Origin of the sequence: Ruegeria sp. THAF33 (genome assembly GCF_009363615.1) — a bacterium.
Taxonomy (GTDB): Bacteria; Pseudomonadota; Alphaproteobacteria; order Rhodobacterales; family Rhodobacteraceae; genus Ruegeria.
Window position 1 is genome coordinate 16,123 of record NZ_CP045386.1, and the last position, 18,125, is coordinate 34,247.

Genomic DNA, 18,125 nt, shown 5'->3' on the forward strand with positions numbered 1-18,125 from the left:
CTTTTGTTGGTCAGGCGGGATTTGGACAAGCCAAACGCCCCCCGACGTCAGGGGGAAGGCGCGGCCTCCCCCCTCGGACAAGACAAATAGACAAGACCGTGTCCTCGCGCGTCGCGCTGCGGACCGCACCACTCTTGTCGATTTGTCCTGTCTCGCCCCTCTCCGCGTTCGCCACGGGGCAGGTTTTAGAGACGACGCCCTTTCAGGGCTCGGCTCAAAACCAGCACCAAAGGGGATCAACCCCAGAGGTCGCACCACAAAAGGAGAGACGGTTTTGGACATTGAAAAGACAAAAGACATCGACACTGACACCAGCCTGCAGGCGGCAGAGATTGCGACCCAGAATGACCTATTTCGGAAAGCGCTGATCGATCCGACTGCGGCAATCGAGATGCATTCTAAGGGAATTCAGGGTCAGGTATTTGTCACGCCCGGCGTGTCAGGTGAAGGGATGGAGTTCCAGACTGCAGCTTTGGCAGCGGTGGCGTCGGATGACCAGTTTGACGAGGGCAATGACCCCTATGGCGATCACACCTTTGGGGCGGTGACAGTCCGTGACCAGAAGCTGTTCTGGAAGATCGATCTTTACGACACGGACTACACGTATGGGTCCGACCGGCCGTTTGACACGTCAGTGACGCGCCGCGTTCTGACCATCATGTGCCCCAGCGAATACTGATCTCAATCCCAAACCGGAAAGGAGGTGAACACCATGAGCAATGAAATCTTGCAGCAACGTATCGCAGAAGCGTGGGCGCTAATCAGGAAGGGCGACAATTTCCACATCGCGCGCCGCTTCCTGATCCAACACGCAGCCATCTAAACGGCTCCGCTCTACCCCGGAAGGGGTAGGGCACCCTTAACACGATCTCAAACACTCAAACAAGGATTTGCCCCATGAGCAAAGTCGAAACATTCACCGCACCGGAAACCATCGAAACCGTATCCCTGTCCGATCTCTACCTGTCTGACATCAACCCACGACAGGAGGTTGGTGAGGAAGGTATTGCACTTCTGGCCGACAGTTTGGTTATGTGTGGCTTGATCCAGAACCTCAGCGGGTTGCGCGATACCGATGGCAAAGTCGCAATCGTTGCCGGTGGTCGCCGCCTACGGGCTCTGAACATCGCCGTGACTGAGCGCGCTGATCTGGCACAGGTTCCCGTTAAGGTCACGGACAATCCCTTCGTGGCTGAGCAATGGGCCAATGCGGAGAACACCGCCCGTGAAGAACTGGACCCTGTGGACGAGGTCCGTGCTTATGGCAAAATGGCCGAGAAATCTCTGTCTATTGCCAAGATCAGCAATGCGTTTGGCGTGACCGAATCCCATGTGCGCCGCCGCCTCGCGCTTGCCAGTCTGCCCGCCGCCGTTCTGGATGCGCTCAAAGCCGGTGAGATCAGCATGGGGCTGGCCAAAGCCATGACCGTCAGCACCGAAGAAGAGAAAATTCTGGAGGTTCTGGAACGGGCCAAAGAATGTCGGTGGTTCAGTGAGCATGATGTCAAACAGGCACTGACGTCGGAGGCTGTTAGCAGCACTAGCCGCAAGGCCGTATTTGTCGGGCAGAAGGCTTATGTTGAGGCGGGCGGCACCGTCACCGCTGATCTGTTTGCCGATGAAACCCTATTCAATGAAGGCGCGTTACTGGATCGTCTGTTTGCCGAGAAACTGGCGGTAGAAGCGGAAAAACTGCGCGACGCGGAAGGCTGGGACTGGGTGGACACCCATGAGGAAAGCTACATTCCCTATGGGTTCTCGGGTACGAAAGACATGCACCGTTTGGACATGGTGAGCCGGGACTTCACCGAAGGACAGGCCGAACGGTATGACGAACTTGCCGAACTCTATGAGGGTGAGGCTCTGGACGCGGATGGTGAAAAGGAGCTGGCCGCGCTTGAGGACTATACGGCGCCGTTCTATTCTGACGCGCAGCGCAAGCTGTCCGGCGTGTTTGTCTATGTCACCAACAATGGCGAGATCAAAACATCCCCGGCCTATGTCGCGGCGGAACATGTTCAGGCTGCCATTGAGGCTGGTGTTCTGGCCCCGGTCAAAGAACCGGAGATCAAGGAAGAACCAAAACCAGTTTATTCGCAGAAGTTCATCGACGACATGGTGGCGATCCGGCTGGCAGCGGTTCAAACGGCCCTGCTGGACAAGCCTGATTATGTGTTGAGCCTGTTTGCTTTCTTTGCCACCCCGGCCTCCGGTCTGACCAGCAATCTGTTTGGGTTTGGCTATGGTGGTGCCGAGCGGAACACACCCGAGATCGATGACCAGTTCATCCTCGACCCGCGTCTTGGCGGAGAACGGGATGAAGCGGCACAGGCAGCCTATGACCAGTTCCACGAGATTGCCGCACAAGGCAGCGTGGAAGCGTTCAAAGCGTTTCGCGATCTGGGCAAGAAGACCCGCAATGGTGAGATCACGGGTTTTCTGGCCCGGCGGTTTCTGACCCAGCGCTCGGAGTTCATGGCGGAGATCGAGGCTGAGATCGGTGCAGACATGCGCGCGATCTGGACCCCTTCGGCTGAAAACTGCTTCAAGCGTCTGAAAGGCTGGCAGCTGGATGATCTCTACAAAGACCTGCTGGACCTGCACATCGACGCCGACATGTTCAAAGCCTTCGCGAAATCCAAGAAAGGTGCGAAGAACGAGGCGCTGCACAAGCTCTTCAATGATCCAGAGCATCAAAAGGCACTGGGCGTGACCGAGGCACAGAAAGCCCGGATCGATGCATGGGTGCCGGATTGCTTCTGAAACTGGCAGGGCAGGGCGCAACGCGCCCTGCTTTTCAGCAATGATTTTTGATTTTAGTTCAATGGTATAGGTTGTTTTGACTTGAAAGGTTGTAGCCTGTAGGCTACATATAGGTATGATAGAAATTCGTAAGACGAACCTGTTCGACAAGTGGCTCACGGGTTTGAAGGACCAAAGAGCAAGAGCCAGGATTTTGGTTCGCATCACGCGATTGAGCCTGGGCAATCCCGGTGATGTGAAGCCGGTTGGTGAAGGTGTGAGTGAACTGCGTATCTCCGAAGGGAAGGGGTATCGCGTTTACTATGTGTCGCGCGGTGATGTTTTGATCATATTGCTTTGTGGGGGAGACAAGTCATCCCAGCAGGCAGACATCAAAACAGCCAAAGCGATGGCAAAAGAGTTGGAGTAAAAAATATGGGTGTCAAAACAACGAAGTTTGAAGCGGCTGACTACCTGGACAGCCCCGAAGCCATTCAAGCCTATCTGGAAGCGGCTTTTGAAACCAGCGACACGGCGCTTATCGCGTCGGCACTTGGCGATGTTGCCAAGGCCAAAGGTATGTCGAGTGTGGCCGACAAATCTGGTCTGTCTCGGGAAAGCCTCTACCGCGCACTTAGCGAAAACGGCAATCCCGAATTTGGCACGGTGCTGAAGGTGCTGAGTGCTGTGGGTGTGACTCTCACCCCGAAAATGCACGTGAATTAACCCACTTTAAAGGCCATCCATCATGTCTACCGATGCAGCCCCTTCTACGGTTGAAAAAGCCGCCCGCCGCGTCTGGAAATCCGCACAGATGTTTGTCGGGTTTCACACGGATCAGAAGGGCAAGCCGCGCACGCAGCCGAAGCTCTGGCCGCCAAAAAACGGGAGCGCGTCGATCCATGGTGATCCCAGCGCGCAAGAGGCCATCGTTGTCGTCAAAGCCGCGGATCCGGACGTGGCACAGGATGTGCAGATCAAACTGCATCCCAGTCGCATTGTTGTGCGGCGCGATGCAGATATGTGGTGGCAGGGCGTCGCTGTAGATGAGCATACCGTGACGGTCCGAATGGCCGACAACACGCTCATCGAAATCCGCCATGACGGCTCGGTGAAACGCTGCTCGGCAGAGGATGAAACCCATGTTGAAGCCGATGGCAGCATCTTCAAGTTCACCGAGTTTGCCGAGGCGCATATGACAGGTGACGGGGTGGAAATGACCCGGCGCACCGAGGATCGCATTGCCACGATCACAGCCGACGGTGTTGTCGATCGCGCGCGCAAGCGTTAGCCTGAGATCATTACCTCGAGATTTTCCTTCGGTTCAACTTGTGGCCCGCTTCGGTGGGCCTCTTTCTTGGAGCGGCATCGCGCGGCCTCCGCCCATGTGCTGGTCCCGCCGACATCCGCGCGTGAGATAGGTCACGTGGGTTGTCGTATTATCTCAGCCAAATCCACCTCGCCAAATTGAGTCCGTCTGTTAACCTGATCCACGCGAGCGCGGACCAGGGCCGGACCGCCCGGTCTTTGGCCTCCGCCAGATGGAAATGGTGGCTTGCGCCACCAGTTAACGTAAATCTGTCGTTGCGCGAGTCATACCGGCTCAGAAAGGCCACCCGCATTCGGGCCTGAGCACCGGGCCCGTGTCGGACCGAGGCGATGTTGCCGCCACAAACCACATCGCTTTGTTCGGATGACCCGTGCGCAGCGATCCCAGAAAGTCTTGCCTGTTCACTTGGCCTGACAGTTTCAAACCCGTTGCCGGAGATGATCCTCGGCTGCCGTGTTTCTGAGGTGATGAACATAAGCGGGCAGTCGGGGAAGACGCGCGGTGCCCAGTCCGGGCGCCGCGCTTCAACAAGGAATTTCCCCTGCGCCTGCGGCGCATTCCGCGCGGATCAAATTCCCTGCTGACATCCCCTTGATGCCCGCTTCAGCCATGTTCATCGAAACACGCCATAGCGAGGATCAAACAATGGCAACTCAAACACTGAAACTGAACGTCAAGACGGGTGAAAAAGAAGGCAAGACTTTCTGGGACCGATGCGGGGTGCTCTTCGTCAATACCGATGAGACCGGCAACATCACCTCGATCCAGGTCAAGCACAGCATGTTCCCCAGCGTCGAGATGGTGGCCTTCCCGAAGCGCACCGATGACGATCCCGTCACCGAATGACGAGAGGGCAGGGCGGCGCAAGCCGCCCTTTCTTCTGCTCCGGCCGCAGGCCGGACCATATATGCGCCACAGGTGGCGCGCGGTCCAATGACCGGGCAGGGGCTCCGTCCCACCACAACGCGGCAGCCCTCACCCTGACCACACCCGCCGCGCAGGCGGCGGGAAACTGAGCGCGCTGAGGCGCGCGGAAAATGCCATACTGACCTTGAACGTGCCGGAATGTGACGGGCGCTGTTCGGGCAGCTCATGCGAAACATGATTGCCCTGCGCCGGTCCACTGGCACCCACGCCTGCTGGCTGGAAAAGGGGCGGGACCCTTTTCCCGGCGTGGAGATTGCCTCCAAGAGAAAAACTGTTCCGAGGGCAATTTGAGAAAGTACGGATTTCTAAAATCACCCCCGGTTTCCTCTTGGAGAGTATGACAGGATAAGGTAGTTGTGTTACAAATCATAAATACAACCTAAGGTATATATTGAGCAAGCCCTCCGACACCACTGTCTTTTCCGTGCGCTTGCCTTTGGATGCATTGGCGCGTCTGGAGGCGGCTGTGGGCGCGCTTGGGGCCAAGAGCCGCAACCAGATCATCCAACGACTGATCTATCGGCTGATCGGTTATCTCGATCCTGACCCGGGCCTGGTGGATCTCTGGCAGACGCACTTGCGACAGGTTCAGGGCGGATACACGAACCTCAACCAGCTTGCGAAATCTGCCAAACGCGGCTCGGTGATCTGGACCGATGACGACCGCCGCGACGTCGAAAATCTCCATCGAGCGATCATCCAGCACCGGCAAGATCTGAAGGCGATGATCACAGCAGCCCGCCGAAACCGTGAACCTGAATCCGCCATTCGCCGGATCCTGCGTGACGATGATTGGACAGCTGAAGAATGAACGCCGCAGCTCGCAATCTGACAGCCGGAGACTTCCTAGAGCTTGCGTTCCGGGAAGCACAGAAGGGCGTCGATCGGTCCAAGCAGATCAGCCAGCAGCTGCAAACTGCCAAGCGCATGAAGTTCATGATCTCGCGGGCCTCATCCATCAAGGCGCGGCTTGGGGCCGTGGTTGGAAGGCCCGAGGCGGTTGTGAAACATGTTCGCAAAGGTGGGGTCAAGAACGCGCACGAACTGCGCCGCCAGATCAATTATCTGACCGTTCGGGCAGAGGGTGTTTTGGACATCCGGGACAATGGCGTGACCCCGCTCGATGCGGATCAGGTCAGTGATCTGATCGAGACCTGGGCGGAGGATTTCAACGGGAAAACCAACTACGGTTACACCCGTCACATGATCGTTTCTTTCCCCGAAGGCACCTATCCCGACGCCGCTCACGAGGCCGGTTTGGAGTTCGCAGATCGTCTATTTGGAAGCGGTGATTTTGGCGATACATGGGACTATCTGACCGTGTTCCATAACGACACTGATAACCCCCATGTCCACATCGTTGTGAACAGCCGAGGCGTCGAGCATGGGCAGTGGCTCGCTATGGGCATGAGCAGCGAAATGAACATCGACGTTCAGCGCTCTATCCAGGTTGAGGTTGCAGAACAATACGGAATTGAGCTGACCGCTACGACCCGCCTTGAGCGAGGCTTGCGGCAGGAAGTCGAGACCGACACGTGGAAGGTTCAGGCCGGAATGTCGGTGGTTGAGACCACCCCGGAAGTCGAAGTTACGGCCCGCGACATGGCAGGTGATGTTATGACTTTATCCATCGCTAGAATGTCCGATCTGTTTGATGAGCGCGCCAACGCCGTCAGCGAAAAGATCGAAGAGTTTGCCATCAAGCTCATAGAAGGAGAGGAGCCTATGGTATCGAGAATGGAACATCTGCTGGATCAGGCTCATCATTTTGATGACTACGGTGAGCCGGGAGGCCCCGAATACAAGTCACCAGATCTGATGCGCGAGTTGCGCCAGCACGTCGAATTAGGCGGCAACGAGGAAACAATCAGCCCCGATCTAAAGGCCCGTGTAATCCAGCACATTGATGATCACCAGCATATCGCGGAAAGCGGCGGAACGCTCTCGGCGATGGCCGATATTGTCGATCACAAAGACTATCAAGCGTCCGAAAACTACTCGCCGCCAGCGGTGCGCTATGACGCTTACATGCGCGATACTTTGGGCGAGGATGCCAGTGACAATTGGTCGAAGAAGTCTGCTGAAATCTTGCAGTCCATCGAAAAAATGGAAGGGCTGGCGCGCGAGGTCGTTGACCCTCATTTGCGCGTTTCGATGGACATTCAGATAGGAGAGTTGAAAGGTGACGTAGCCAACATGCGGCCCAACGATCCCGACCTGCAAGCCTACATCATCGAGGACCGGCGATATTCAACCCTGATGGATACTGCCGAAATGGATGTCTTGGATTATCCGGAGGCCGAACAGTGGGCGGCGATCCGCAAGGAAGTCACCGACACGGCCAGCAGCTACGGCCTTGATGGCGAGGCGTTCGTTGCCCGCTTTGGCGATCATCAGAACGTCACTTTGGGCACAACAATGGGATGGCGCAGCGACGACATTTCGACCGCCGCTGCCCACTTCCAGGCTCAAGGATTGTCGGACAGCCGCGACCGCGCAGAGGCCGTTGTTGACGAGCTGCACCAGCTTGCTTCTTCCAAGATCATCGCAATCTCAGAAGAACTTTCAGACGTTCACGCCCACGCAACGCAACCGCTCTTGCAAGGGCGGGGCGACGATGACGGACACAGCCTATAAGGAGTTCACCCGGTCTGCCTGATGAGCGCGCCAACGCCGTAGGTAGATCCATCAAAGAGTTTTCCATCAACTCGCAAAGGAAAAACTATGGTTTCGCGTACAGACTATCTTTTGAACGAAGTCGAACACTTCGCACCCTATTCCCAATTCGATCAATCTGCCCCGCGCGAGGATCGCGTTTCAGAGCAGATCGACATCATCATGAAAGAGCAGCAGGCGATGGGCTATGATCGTGCAGCCATTGCTTCAAAGAGCTTCGACATCGAGGACCAGGCCAACCGCCGTGTTGACGAACACACGGCGCAAAAAGATCTGGTCGAAGAACTGAAAATCGAATTGGAGGCTGCGGAGCGGTCAGGGGAGCCGGTTGATCTGAACGACATGCAGGCTTTGGTTTCTCAGCACATGAACGACGCTCAGGAATACGACTTGTATCACCCTTACTATTCGTCCCTTGCGGATCTGTCCGGCGACAAAGGCTTTCAGGATTCCGACGACTACCAGTCGCCCGGTGATCGCTATGTTCAGTATATGCAATCCGCTCTGGGGCAGGCCGGTTTCGAGAACTACGAACAGCAGACCAAGGACATTGTGAACTCCATCGAAAACATGGAGGCACTTGCACGAGAGGTCGAAGATCCGCATCTGCGTGCTGCAATGGACGTGCAGATCGGAGAGCTGAAGGGCGATGTTGCCGAGCTACGCCCATACGACACCGACCTGCAGGCATACACTGTTGTCGACGACAGCTACACCACATCCATGAATGCGGCCGAGTTGGATAACCTGGACCCCTCCGAGGCCGAAAAATGGCTGGCAGTGCGTGACGACATTGTTGCAACCGCCAACAGCTTCGGACTCGATGGAAACAAGTTCCTGGCCCGCTACAACGATCATGACAGCGTTTCAGTCGGCACCACTGCGACTTGGCGAGACGCGGACATTTCCACCGCTGCCGCCCATTTCAACAGCCAAGGCGTTCCGGACAGCTACGAGCGCGCGGAGGCCGTTGTTGGTGAGCTGCACCAAGTTTCATCCAGCAAGATTGCCGCCGTGGTGCAAGAGATTGCCCATACCCGCGAACAGGCTACCCACGTCCATGAGTATGATGGACACAGTCTTTAACCACGGAGGACATGATAGATGATTGTTCGCGCCGGTGAATGTGTTGCCGGGAACAGCGAGACCACCGGGTTGGAGTAATGTGGGGTCTGTTCCGATTGGGACGGACTCTTGTCCTTGGACATTCCGGGCATTCGCTGCACCACGTTTGAATAGGCAAGAAGCGGACTAAGCACCATTTCGCTGCGGCTGCGCCAGTGGCCGCTTCAGCTCAATCCGAAAAAACGGTTAAACCTAGAGAACCCACAAGGGAATGCTTTCCCCCGCTGCAGGCTACATCACTCACCGCTGTATCAATTGCGGCGCATCGGCATCCCCAAGGGCCATTTCGGGCAGCCAAGTGATAAGCTGAGGAAACGAGATCAGCGCCGCGATCAATGCAATCTCAATGGCAACAAGGGGTACCGCTCCGCGATAGATATCAGACAGATTGATACCCTTCGGTGCGGCCATCTTGGCAAAGAACAGGGCATAACCGAAAGGGGGCGTCAGAAAAGACGTCTGCAACGCCAAGGCTATCAGGCCAGCGATCCAGATTTGTGCAAAGTAGGCAGAGCCGACGTGATCTGCGAAGTCGAGCTCTGAAATAATCGGCATCAGTACGGGTACAAAGACCAGCAGCACCTCGATCCAGTCAAAAACAAACCCAAGTATGATGATCACGCCAAGGAGCATGGCCAACAGTTCCCACCGGGTGAGATCGAATGCGGATATCCAGTCGAAGATCACATTTGGTCCACCAACGAGGTGGAAACTGAGCGAAAACACCGATGCGCCAAGTACGATGAAGAAGACCATCGACGTCATCGTGCTTGTCTGCACCGTGACAGAGTTTAACGACGAGAAAGACAGACGCTTTCGCGCCAGAGCAACCAAAAGCGCGCCAAAAACCCCTACTCCAGCCGCCTCTGTTAGTGTCGCAAAGCCCAGAATGATGCTGAGCGGAATGGATGCGATGACCGCGACAGACGCGAGTACAAACAAGAGGTCTGACACAAGATTGGTCTTGGGTGTGTCCAGCGGGATTTCGACCGTTTTTCTCAAGGTGACCGCAAAGTAGACCGCGAAGGCCATGACCATCAGAAGCACAGGTACGATGAGGGCCACATACATCAATCCGATGCGCAGATAGAACACGTTCGAGATGAAGAACAGCATCACGGCTGGCGGGAACACGACACCCAATGCTCCAGAAGCTGCGACAGCGCCTCCTGCGGTTCGCGGTGCGTAGCCCGACGCCATCATCGGGGCATAGGCCACCAACGCCACAGTTATGACGGAAGCACCGATCACCCCGGCGGCGGGCGCAAGAACGAGGCCGATCAGCAAAGTCGCAATGGCGTAGCGACCGGGAACGCCTGTCAGAAGACGCCCCAGCAAGCGAAACATGGTTTCGGCAATCCCGCTGGCATTCAGGATCAGGCCAAGAAAAATCAACATTGGAACGCTGGTGAATTGGACTGATTCATTGGTCAGTACACCACGGGCCCGCAGGTAGATCAGCCCCAGATGCTGAAAATCAGTGATCCCCACCCAAACCGCAGCGACAAACCCCAAGAAGCCTGTCCCCGCGAGCACCAGCGCCACCGGAAAGCCACTGAAAACCCCAATCGCCATCACGACAAGCATGGCAACCGTGAGGACCTCATTCACCATTGTGCAGGCCGCTTGCTTGTTCCGGTGCACCTTGCGCACGTCTCCCTGTCAGAAAGGCGATGTTGCGAAGGGCTACGATCATCCCGGCAAGAGCCAGCAAGATGGGGCCGATGACCCCGGTGATGCGTTGTGCCCACAACTGGGTTTCCGCGTATTTCGTGGTGCGCATCAAACCGTCCCATCCGTAGTAGGTCAGGATGGCGGCGAGCGGCAGAAGGACAAAAAGGCCGCCAATCAGTTCGATCCAAGCAATGCGGCGGGCGGACCAATGTCTGCGAAGAACATCAACGCGCACGTGACCGTCGCGCAGATAGGTATACCCAAAGGTCAAGAAAATTAGGATGAACAGCAGTGACGTGGACAGGTCCGGCAAATAGCTCGACACGCCAAGTTGTAGCTTGCGATCCAGCATCTGAAGCGCGCCATAAGCAGCAATCGAAACAACTGTCAGCCACGCAGTCACGACGCCGATGCCGCGAATGCCACGGTCAATCCAATCCAAAAATCTCAAGCCGAATTCCCTCCCAAAGTTCTTTGCCTGTTAGCTGTTATCCCCCCGTGACATCTCCCTTGCGATTGTCTTGTTCCCGATTTTCCGGCCTAACTTTCGAGGTGCGAAAGCTGTCCCAGAACAGCAATGCTGCCCCACAAAAGATCGCCACGTCAGCCAAGTTGAAGGACGGCCAGTGGTATGACCTGTAATGGAAGTCGAGAAAGTCAGGGACGGCCTGATAGCGCAGACGGTCAAGGATATTGCCAAGCGCGCCTCCGATGATCAGACCGAGCGCCGCACCTGTCAGCCTGTCCGGAGCCTTCCACAGCCAGATCAGCAGCCATGCCACGACCACGGCAGCAAGTGCGACCAGACCCCACCAGGGTACGACCCCGCCGAGCATACCGAAGCTGACCCCATCGTTCAAAACCCGCACGAGGTTGAGAAAGGGCAGAACCTCGACCCCGTTCTCAAGCGCCGGGGAGTTCAGGGCAAGAGCCTTGGTGCCCTGATCAACACCAAACGCGGCGATGGCGCAAAGCCCACCGAGAACGCGGCTGTTCATGCCACCGCCTTCAGATCGGCCCGCGCGTCGCGGATGATCGCCCATGACGAGTGCAGGAACAGTCCGGCGATCCCGAAGGCTACGATGAGATCGGGCCATGCGCTGCCTAGCCAAACCACCAGCCCGGCGGCGATAACGACTGCGGCGTTGCCGATGGCGTCGTTGCGCGAGAACAGCCAGACAGCGCGCATGTTCGCGTCGCCCTTGCGGTACCGCAGCAACGGCAGCACGGAGATGACATTTATCACAAGAGCAATCAGGCCCAGAATCCCCATCAAAGTGGCGTCTGGGGTTGTCGGCTCGAATGCCCTTATGATGGTCGTGCCAAAGACTCCAAGACCAAGCAGGCCGAGGAAGATGCCCTGGATCAGAGCCGACCGCGCTCGCCAAGCGAGGCTCCAGCCGATGGCCAACAGGCCGAGGAAGGTGATTGCGCCGTCGCCGATGAAATCCAACGCGTCGGCCTTCACGGCCTGTGACCCGGCAATGAACCCGCCGATCATTTCAAGAACGCCATAACCAACATTCAGGATCACAACGATCCAGAGCGCGCGGCGATAGCCAGGGTCCTGATGGGCCGCACCTTGCTGAATATCTTCGTCGCTCTCGATGCGGTCAAACCCATACCCTGTTGTCTCGACGGCTTTTTCAATTTCCGGCAAGCGCGCTTCGGGAGCTGTCAAAGTCATTATGTGCGTTGCAGTAGACACTTTCACGGCGTCAGGCGCGATACCTGCAGATTGCGCCGCCCGCTCGATCTGGGCGGCATCCTTGGCGCAATCCATACCGGAAACGCGGTAACGGAAGGATGGGATATCTGCCGCCGAACCGGTGCTATCAGCGTTGGCCATGATCGCAGTTCTCCTGCTAAAGTGGATCAAAGGATAATATATCAGTGAGCAATGATATGACGCAGATCGTTGTGGACCGCAAGGTCGGTACCATTGAACAACGCGCAAAACTATTTCGCGGCTTTGCCGACCCAAGCCGCTTGTCTATTCTCGGCGCGCTGTGCGGGGAGCCGCTGGTTGTTCACGAACTCGTCGAGCGTACGGGACTATCACAACCAAACGTATCCAACCACTTGCGATGCTTGTTGGAGTGCGGGCTAGTTAACAGCGACCGAGATGGGCGCTTCATCCGCTACCGTATCAGTAGCGCACGTATCGCAACGCTGTTGAGCGATGTGGACGCACTTCTCGATGTGGTCGCAGGGGGCGTTGAGGCCTGCGACAACTATCGCGGGAGATAAGCAGCCACTAAGCGATGAAATAGACTAGGACAGAGCTAAAGGACGACTGATATTGATGTAACGCGCCGTCAAATTATTATAGCCGCTGTAGGTCTTACCAGCATTGCACCCTTCGCCGCGATTGCGCAGGGAGCTCCGTCGATCCACGTTCTTAAGGACCCGAATTGCAGCTGTTGCCGGGTTTGGGCTGATATTCTTCGGGCTGAAGGCTTCCGTGTGACCGAGGAGCGCAGCTTTGGAACACTGCTGGTCCGACACAAGTTGGACAATGGCATCCCCCAAGAGATGATATCGTGCCACACAGGCGAGATCGAAGGCTATATGATCGAGGGCCATGTGCCCGCAGCAGACATTCGTCGCCTTCTGGACGAACGCCGAGACGCAGTCGGTCTCGCCGTTCCCGGCATGCCCTATGGATCACACGGAATGGGGCCAGAAGATCAGCGTGAAGCCTACGATGTATTTCTGATCCGGCGCGACGGTAACACCGAAGTGTTCACGAGTTACGAAGCAGCCTGACGGCAATTTCATTGATCGGAAACCATAAGGAGAAGACTATGAAGCAGCATAAATCACGCTATTTTGGTAAGGTTGCGGTGTGTATGATCTCTGCTACTGTAGCCTTCGCACAGCAGCAGCGAGGCGATTGGGTGGGGTCACGGGCCAATGGGACCGAACCACATGTGGTCTGAACGCATGCCTGGCTGGGGACACGGCAACATGGGTCCGGGCCAGCAATAGCGCATGCAACGACATTGGACTTACATGAACGAGTGCGTGCCCGCAGCTCATCGGGGCGCTCGGAGCACTATTCGCGCGACGCCTGAAGTTATCGCGGAAGGCCAGACGCTATACACAGCGAACTGCGCAAGTTGTCATGGAGCCGAGGGTCTCGGGGATGGTGAGGCCGGTCGGTCTCTCGTGCCTTCTCCGGCTCTCCTTAGATGGTTTGTTCAGATGCCGATGTCGGGAGACGAGTATCTGCTCTGGGCAATTTCTGAGGGCGGTCAGCGCTTCGGAACAGAAATGCCAGCCTTCCGGGAAGCGCTGACTGAAGAAGAAATCTGGAAAATCATCGCATACATGCGTGCGGGGTTCCCGTGATACCGCGCACCGCGAACACTTTGTAGAGCTTTTGGCGGTGCTTCCAAAAATACACAATTTCGCCGATCACCACCAAAACTGACATTGGTGGAGCGCGCAGCATCGCTCACTCTGGGCTCTCTCCTGCCGTTCTCTGCATATTGAAGTAAGGTCCGGTTCGGCCGCGTCCTGTTACCCCCGTCAAGTGAAGGCGCTACTTTCAGCCCGTTTGGCTTTCATTTTCTCCATCGCCATATCTTTCGCTGACCGACTTTTCCGCTTTGCGACCGTGCGCTGCGCATCAAATGCCGCCTGAAGTTCCTGGTCTTTTTCAGAAACCTCTTTCACCGGGGCAGGGGCCGGTTTCGCATCAGCCACTGCCTTTGCCGTATCCTTGGCCTGCTCTTCAGCAAGATCCAGGTGTGTCCCTTTGATCTTTGGCGTGTCGCCACCAAGGAACTGCATGAAATAAGGATCTTCGAAATATCGAATCTTGTTCGCAATCACGGGCATCTTGCCTTCGCGGATCAGCACAACCTCGTTTTCCGGCAGACGACCAACGTGCTCTGGCCGGAGCAGCCGAATGCCTTCTTCACGCTCTGATATGCTGCCCATTTCCATCTTGCCGAGTGCTCGAGACTTCGACTTGCTTATGACCGTTTTGTCCCCGATGGACCTGGACACATGTTCGCGTACTTCGGAATCCTCTGAGGCGGCAAACATCTGGGTTCCAGCGTTTGCCAGCATCGCCCGCACACCCTCGTGCCCATAAATGTCCTGTAGGCGCGACAGTGTTTGCGAAATCACCACGAGCCTGCCCCCGAACGATCGCATGGTGTCATAGGCTTCAACAACGCGCTCAAGATGGCCGAGGCGTTGGAACTCATCGAGCAGCATCAAAACCTTGAACGGCTCATCTTCGCCCGGCTCAACAGTTTCGATGGTGTTCACCAGATCGAGGAAGAACAGGCGAATGAGCGTCCGGAACTCTTTGACCTTTTTCCCTGGCACGGAAAAGTAGATCGAGCTGGGGCGCCGACGCAGATCTTCAAAGTTGATGTCATTGCCCTGCGTGGCTCTTGCTACCGACGGGTTGCGCCAGAGCTGCAGGCCGGAGTTCAACATAACCGAAATCGTTGACCGCAGGATTTTGGATTCTTCGGCTGCAAGATTCAGAAACTCATCTGCAGCTCGCGCATATCCAACTTCTTCAGCCATTTTCTCATAGTCCTTTTGCTTGGTCGTTTTGACCAGGCGCAGGACTTCGGAAATGTATGGCCGCTTTCTTTTGATCGCCAGCATCGCCATTGCGCAGAACATGCCTTCAACACCACCCATAAAGCCCTGCGCGGACGAGCTGGGCGTGTCGAACATCTGAGTTGCAACCTGAATCACTTCTTCCCATCGCCGGTCCAGATTGTCGGCACGTGCTGCGCGGCGCAGAGGGTTGTAGCTGTGGCTTTTGTCGGGGTTCTCGGGGTCGAACATAAAAACCTCATCGCCCATTGCTGCCCGACGCGCGCCGGTTGTCTGGAAAATCTCGCCCTTGATGTCCAGGACGACGCAAGACCCATTGAAACGCAGGACATTCGGGATCACAAAGCCGCTGGTTTTGCCCGAACCAGACGGGGCAATGAACATCGCGTGCGGCTTTTGGACACCGGGGCCGGGCTTATAGTAGATCGCGTTTTTGTCCTTTGGCTCACCAAATTTGGCAAACACGATTTCACTATCCAATTTGTCTTTGAGCTTCAGAACCGACGCATAGCCTTCCTGGACGAGCTGAGGGGCCTTTGCAAAGGTCGCATCACCGTATTTCGTTGAGGGACCACGCAGCGCAGCCGCCACAAATGCAAAGGTCAAAACACCCACTGCGACCACCGCCACCAGACCCATGATCTGCTGCGTCTCTGCAGGCTGTGCCATGAACTTCTCTGGGATCGCCCAGATGTCCAGCCCGCGAAAGCCTCTGGTGTTGATGTATTCGAGAGCCAGCCCGACCACCAACACCGCGCAAGCCGAGGTAGCGATAAAGCCCATAGTACCGGCTATCGCGACCTTCTTGCCTTTGGGTAGATCCTGAAACTCAGCCATCGGTCAGCTCGCGTTTGAAGAAGCACACGATGCCAAACTCGGCAGGTACGACGCCGACCATTTCCCAACCGTCTTGCCCGAGCTTCGCAAACTTCTCGCCTGCATTTTCCTCTACCCGCATCAAGACATTACGATACTCAAATTTTTTCATTCTATTTCTCCTTCAGATAAGTTGATCAGCGGTCATCAGGGGTGGGAAGATCACTCCGTTGACCTTCCGTTCGTCACCGATTTTCTTCATGTGAACGATCATGTGAATGGTGGCCCGGATGTCATCGACCACTTCTGACTTTTGAACGGTCGGAGATCCGCGACGCACCATCTTGCTCATACGTCCAATGGCATCTACTGGTGAGTTGGCGTGCATGGTACAAACAGAACCATCGTGGCCGGTGTTCACCAGTTCCAGGAACATATTTGCGTCGTCGCCCCGAATTTCACCGCAGACGAGGCGGTCAGGCCGTAACCTCAGCGCCGATTCCAGCAGCTTTGTTGGTGATCGAGGGCCATCTTCTTCGGAACGGTCAGCAAGTAGATCGACAGAATTGGGTTGCTCGATGTCCAGCTCGGCCACTTCTTCAATCGTCACGATCCGTTCGCCAGGATCGACGCGCTTCAGCATTGCATTGAGAACAGTGGTTTTGCCAGACGAGGTGCCCCCGGCAATGATCACGTTCCATTTGCTTAGCATCGCAAGGTCGGCCAGCTCGTCAAAGTTCATTGTTCCGGCAGCGAGAGCAGCCCGAGCCTTTTCAAGCGCGCTGTGATCATTGTTTTCTGCCAACGCCGCCTCTTTGCTGGCGAAGCTGAACGCGCCCAGATCGACGGTTTTCACGCGGAGCAGGCGGATCGCCACGGACCCCACGCCGGTTGTTGCTGGCGGAATCACAACCTGCACCCGCGCTTTACCCTGCTGTGTCGGCACGTTGGCCGTCGCAATCGGCTTCTTTTCTCCGAATGTCACATCGCTGAATCCGGCCACGCAGCGCCCGATGTTTTCCACATCATCTCTGTTCAGAGTAATGTCTGTCCTGGTCATGTGTGTTGTGCCCATTTCTTCGACCCAGACCGATCCGTCAGGATTCACAGAAATTTCGCTCAGGCTTTCATCGTGCAACAGATGCTCGATCTTGCCTGTATAGTATTCCAGAAGGCTATTGCCGTTCCGCCCGCTCATGTTCTTGTCCTTGGTAGAGCACTTTTTTGAACACTGGAGGTTGCCTTCGCTGCATCTCGGCTTTGCCTCGAACACGAAGGCATCCACATAAGATTCATTGCTTCCAAAAAGTGCTGAATTTGCTTCAAAAAAGGCCGCTACCGCACTCGATCATGCTGGCAGCGGCCGGAAAGACTGCTGAGGCGGTCGGCTCATTGGCTCGCGCTCAGAAGCTATCGAACACAACGTCGCGCTGCAGGATGGCGTTGATGCGACTGCCCTGATCGACAAAGACTGTCGGAGTAATGCGCAGGTATTCATCAAGCGCCGCTGCCGTAGCGTTCTGCAGGTTAGACCCCACTTGCGTTGCCAGATCAGTGCGAACCGAGTTGTTGCTATCGTTGTCAGAGACCAGTGCCACCGGCGCAATGCCGATGATGGACAACAGCGCTGCAGTTCCGAACCGTTTCCCAAAGTGTGTGTTCACCCTGCCGGTCGCACCAGTCCGGCCTTGACCGTCCGTACCAGCCGATCCGACCTGAGTTGACAGGCCGTCAGGCGTGATGACACGGCTCCAAACGATCATGATGCGCGTTTGCGCCAATGTCGTGTCCGCTCGATACTCGCCAAAGAGCTTCGATCCGCGCGGCAGAAGCAAACGCGTGCCGTCCATCGAGTAGACGCCACGTGTAATCGTCGCCACGACACTGCCGGGCAACTCCGAGCTGACCGCGCCACCGAACACAGCCGACAAAACCGTGCCTTGCGTCAGGGTGCGCGACGGATCGTCAATGATCGAGGCCCCGACGATGGGGGGATATTCTTCGACCAGATTGTTTTGCCATGTCGTGTTTTGGTTTTCCTGATAGCCGCGTTGATCTTCAGGCAGGCGGGTGTCGTCTGGCTGGACTTGAACCGGCTGCGGCGCTGCAGGGAAGGGTTGGAAAATGACCGGCTGCGATCCACCATTGATCGGCTGGTAGTTTTGACCGGGTGCGTCCTGTGCCATCGCGCTTGAGGCCAACGTGACCAGGGCGAGGGTGAGTGCTGTTCTGTTCATCGTCAGCT

The 18,125-nt window shown here is 56.3% G+C and carries 21 protein-coding genes; 12 read left to right on the plus strand and 9 right to left on the minus strand.

Features of this window, described 5'->3' with window-relative positions; genetic code table 11:
• The first annotated feature begins 274 nt into the window (after window positions 1-274).
• The 9 genes from FIU92_RS20895 (at window position 275) to FIU92_RS20935 (ending at window position 8,761) form a co-directional block, all read left to right on the plus strand.
• Window positions 275-679, plus strand: coding sequence for a DUF3768 domain-containing protein (locus FIU92_RS20895; RefSeq protein WP_152460664.1), 405 nt, complete (start codon window positions 275-277; stop codon window positions 677-679).
• 218 nt (window positions 680-897) lie between these two features.
• Complete coding sequence (locus tag FIU92_RS20900) at window positions 898-2,763, plus strand: ParB/RepB/Spo0J family partition protein (RefSeq protein ID WP_152460665.1); 1,866 nt, start codon at window positions 898-900, stop codon at window positions 2,761-2,763.
• 115 nt (window positions 2,764-2,878) lie between these two features.
• Window positions 2,879-3,172 (plus strand): type II toxin-antitoxin system RelE/ParE family toxin, encoded by a 294-nt coding sequence (locus tag FIU92_RS20905; RefSeq protein ID WP_152460666.1) that lies wholly within the window; start codon window positions 2,879-2,881, stop codon window positions 3,170-3,172.
• Between the two features lie 5 nt (window positions 3,173-3,177).
• Entirely contained in the window at window positions 3,178-3,468 is a 291-nt protein-coding gene (locus tag FIU92_RS20910; protein WP_152460667.1) for an addiction module antidote protein, read from the plus strand.
• Window positions 3,469-3,490: 22 nt separating this feature from the next.
• A complete protein-coding gene (locus FIU92_RS20915; protein WP_152460668.1) occupies window positions 3,491-4,033 on the plus strand; it encodes a hypothetical protein in 543 nt (180 codons plus the stop codon).
• 684 nt (window positions 4,034-4,717) lie between these two features.
• A complete protein-coding gene (locus FIU92_RS20920) occupies window positions 4,718-4,918 on the plus strand; it encodes a hypothetical protein (RefSeq protein WP_152460669.1) in 201 nt (66 codons plus the stop codon).
• Window positions 4,919-5,390: 472 nt separating this feature from the next.
• The gene (locus FIU92_RS20925) at window positions 5,391-5,810 is read left to right on the plus strand and encodes a hypothetical protein (RefSeq protein ID WP_152460670.1); all 420 of its coding nucleotides are present in this window, start codon (window positions 5,391-5,393) and stop codon (window positions 5,808-5,810) included.
• A complete protein-coding gene (locus tag FIU92_RS20930) occupies window positions 5,807-7,636 on the plus strand; it encodes a relaxase/mobilization nuclease domain-containing protein (protein WP_152460671.1) in 1,830 nt (609 codons plus the stop codon). Before FIU92_RS20925 ends, FIU92_RS20930 begins: the two co-directional genes overlap by 4 nt.
• A gap of 87 nt (window positions 7,637-7,723) precedes the next feature.
• Window positions 7,724-8,761 carry a hypothetical protein gene (locus FIU92_RS20935; RefSeq protein WP_152460672.1) on the plus strand — a complete coding sequence of 346 codons (1,038 nt, stop codon included), beginning with the start codon at window positions 7,724-7,726 and terminating at the stop codon, window positions 8,759-8,761.
• 279 nt (window positions 8,762-9,040) lie between these two features.
• Here the strand turns inward: FIU92_RS20935 and FIU92_RS20940 are convergent, their stop codons facing one another.
• Genes FIU92_RS20940 through FIU92_RS20955 form a run of 4 tightly spaced genes read right to left on the minus strand, consistent with a single transcriptional unit; the run spans window position 9,041 to window position 12,323 of the window.
• A complete protein-coding gene (locus FIU92_RS20940; protein ID WP_046212151.1) occupies window positions 9,041-10,414 on the minus strand; it encodes a TRAP transporter large permease subunit in 1,374 nt (457 codons plus the stop codon).
• Window positions 10,404-10,916 (minus strand): TRAP transporter small permease subunit, encoded by a 513-nt coding sequence (locus FIU92_RS20945; protein WP_028284969.1) that lies wholly within the window; start codon window positions 10,914-10,916, stop codon window positions 10,404-10,406. The genes FIU92_RS20940 and FIU92_RS20945 overlap by 11 nt, the downstream gene beginning before the upstream one ends.
• A gap of 46 nt (window positions 10,917-10,962) precedes the next feature.
• The gene (lspA, locus tag FIU92_RS20950; protein ID WP_036538122.1) at window positions 10,963-11,472 is read right to left on the minus strand and encodes a signal peptidase II; all 510 of its coding nucleotides are present in this window, start codon (window positions 11,470-11,472) and stop codon (window positions 10,963-10,965) included.
• Complete coding sequence (locus FIU92_RS20955; protein WP_028284971.1) at window positions 11,469-12,323, minus strand: cation transporter; 855 nt, start codon at window positions 12,321-12,323, stop codon at window positions 11,469-11,471. The genes lspA and FIU92_RS20955 overlap by 4 nt, the downstream gene beginning before the upstream one ends.
• 56 nt (window positions 12,324-12,379) lie before the next feature.
• On the opposite strand from FIU92_RS20955, the gene FIU92_RS20960 reads away from it, so the two are divergent.
• From FIU92_RS20960 to FIU92_RS23225, 3 genes are all read left to right on the plus strand, one after another.
• Entirely contained in the window at window positions 12,380-12,724 is a 345-nt protein-coding gene (locus FIU92_RS20960) for a helix-turn-helix transcriptional regulator (protein ID WP_046212131.1), read from the plus strand.
• Window positions 12,725-12,775: 51 nt separating this feature from the next.
• A complete protein-coding gene (locus FIU92_RS20965) occupies window positions 12,776-13,243 on the plus strand; it encodes a DUF411 domain-containing protein (protein WP_074637346.1) in 468 nt (155 codons plus the stop codon).
• Between the two features lie 246 nt (window positions 13,244-13,489).
• Window positions 13,490-13,828, plus strand: coding sequence for a cytochrome c (locus tag FIU92_RS23225; protein ID WP_161353840.1), 339 nt, complete (start codon window positions 13,490-13,492; stop codon window positions 13,826-13,828).
• On the opposite strand, the gene FIU92_RS22885 is transcribed toward FIU92_RS23225, so the two are convergent.
• From FIU92_RS22885 to FIU92_RS20990, 5 genes are all read right to left on the minus strand, one after another.
• Window positions 13,732-13,938 carry a hypothetical protein gene (locus FIU92_RS22885; protein WP_167543142.1) on the minus strand — a complete coding sequence of 69 codons (207 nt, stop codon included), beginning with the start codon at window positions 13,936-13,938 and terminating at the stop codon, window positions 13,732-13,734. The genes FIU92_RS23225 and FIU92_RS22885 overlap by 97 nt on opposite strands.
• Before the next feature lie 70 nt (window positions 13,939-14,008).
• On the minus strand, window positions 14,009-15,901 hold the full coding sequence (locus FIU92_RS20975) for a type IV secretory system conjugative DNA transfer family protein (RefSeq protein ID WP_152460673.1): 1,893 nt from the start codon (window positions 15,899-15,901) through the stop codon (window positions 14,009-14,011).
• Entirely contained in the window at window positions 15,894-16,052 is a 159-nt protein-coding gene (locus FIU92_RS20980) for a DUF4177 domain-containing protein (protein WP_152460674.1), read from the minus strand. Before FIU92_RS20980 ends, FIU92_RS20975 begins: the two co-directional genes overlap by 8 nt.
• Before the next feature lie 12 nt (window positions 16,053-16,064).
• Window positions 16,065-17,078, minus strand: coding sequence for an ATPase, T2SS/T4P/T4SS family (locus tag FIU92_RS20985; RefSeq protein WP_152460675.1), 1,014 nt, complete (start codon window positions 17,076-17,078; stop codon window positions 16,065-16,067).
• 205 nt (window positions 17,079-17,283) lie between these two features.
• A complete protein-coding gene (locus FIU92_RS20990) occupies window positions 17,284-18,117 on the minus strand; it encodes a TrbI/VirB10 family protein (RefSeq protein ID WP_170575215.1) in 834 nt (277 codons plus the stop codon).
• Between the last annotated feature and the right edge of the window lie 8 nt (window positions 18,118-18,125).

Coding starts and splice junctions, on each gene's coding strand:
- FIU92_RS20915 (WP_152460668.1), top strand. CDS start 3,491: ATGTCTACCGATGCAGCCCCTTCTACGGTTGAAAAAGCCGCCCGCCGC.
- FIU92_RS20980 (WP_152460674.1), bottom strand. CDS start 16,052: ATGAAAAAATTTGAGTATCGTAATGTCTTGATGCGGGTAGAGGAAAAT.
- lspA (WP_036538122.1), bottom strand. CDS start 11,472: ATGAACAGCCGCGTTCTCGGTGGGCTTTGCGCCATCGCCGCGTTTGGT.
- FIU92_RS20955 (WP_028284971.1), bottom strand. CDS start 12,323: ATGGCCAACGCTGATAGCACCGGTTCGGCGGCAGATATCCCATCCTTC.
- FIU92_RS20935 (WP_152460672.1), top strand. CDS start 7,724: ATGGTTTCGCGTACAGACTATCTTTTGAACGAAGTCGAACACTTCGCA.
- FIU92_RS20930 (WP_152460671.1), top strand. CDS start 5,807: ATGAACGCCGCAGCTCGCAATCTGACAGCCGGAGACTTCCTAGAGCTT.
- FIU92_RS20975 (WP_152460673.1), bottom strand. CDS start 15,901: ATGGCTGAGTTTCAGGATCTACCCAAAGGCAAGAAGGTCGCGATAGCC.
- FIU92_RS20910 (WP_152460667.1), top strand. CDS start 3,178: ATGGGTGTCAAAACAACGAAGTTTGAAGCGGCTGACTACCTGGACAGC.
- FIU92_RS20960 (WP_046212131.1), top strand. CDS start 12,380: ATGACGCAGATCGTTGTGGACCGCAAGGTCGGTACCATTGAACAACGC.
- FIU92_RS20990 (WP_170575215.1), bottom strand. CDS start 18,117: ATGAACAGAACAGCACTCACCCTCGCCCTGGTCACGTTGGCCTCAAGC.
- FIU92_RS23225 (WP_161353840.1), top strand. CDS start 13,490: ATGAACGAGTGCGTGCCCGCAGCTCATCGGGGCGCTCGGAGCACTATT.
- FIU92_RS20900 (WP_152460665.1), top strand. CDS start 898: ATGAGCAAAGTCGAAACATTCACCGCACCGGAAACCATCGAAACCGTA.
- FIU92_RS20905 (WP_152460666.1), top strand. CDS start 2,879: ATGATAGAAATTCGTAAGACGAACCTGTTCGACAAGTGGCTCACGGGT.
- FIU92_RS20940 (WP_046212151.1), bottom strand. CDS start 10,414: ATGGTGAATGAGGTCCTCACGGTTGCCATGCTTGTCGTGATGGCGATT.
- FIU92_RS20985 (WP_152460675.1), bottom strand. CDS start 17,078: ATGAGCGGGCGGAACGGCAATAGCCTTCTGGAATACTATACAGGCAAG.
- FIU92_RS20920 (WP_152460669.1), top strand. CDS start 4,718: ATGGCAACTCAAACACTGAAACTGAACGTCAAGACGGGTGAAAAAGAA.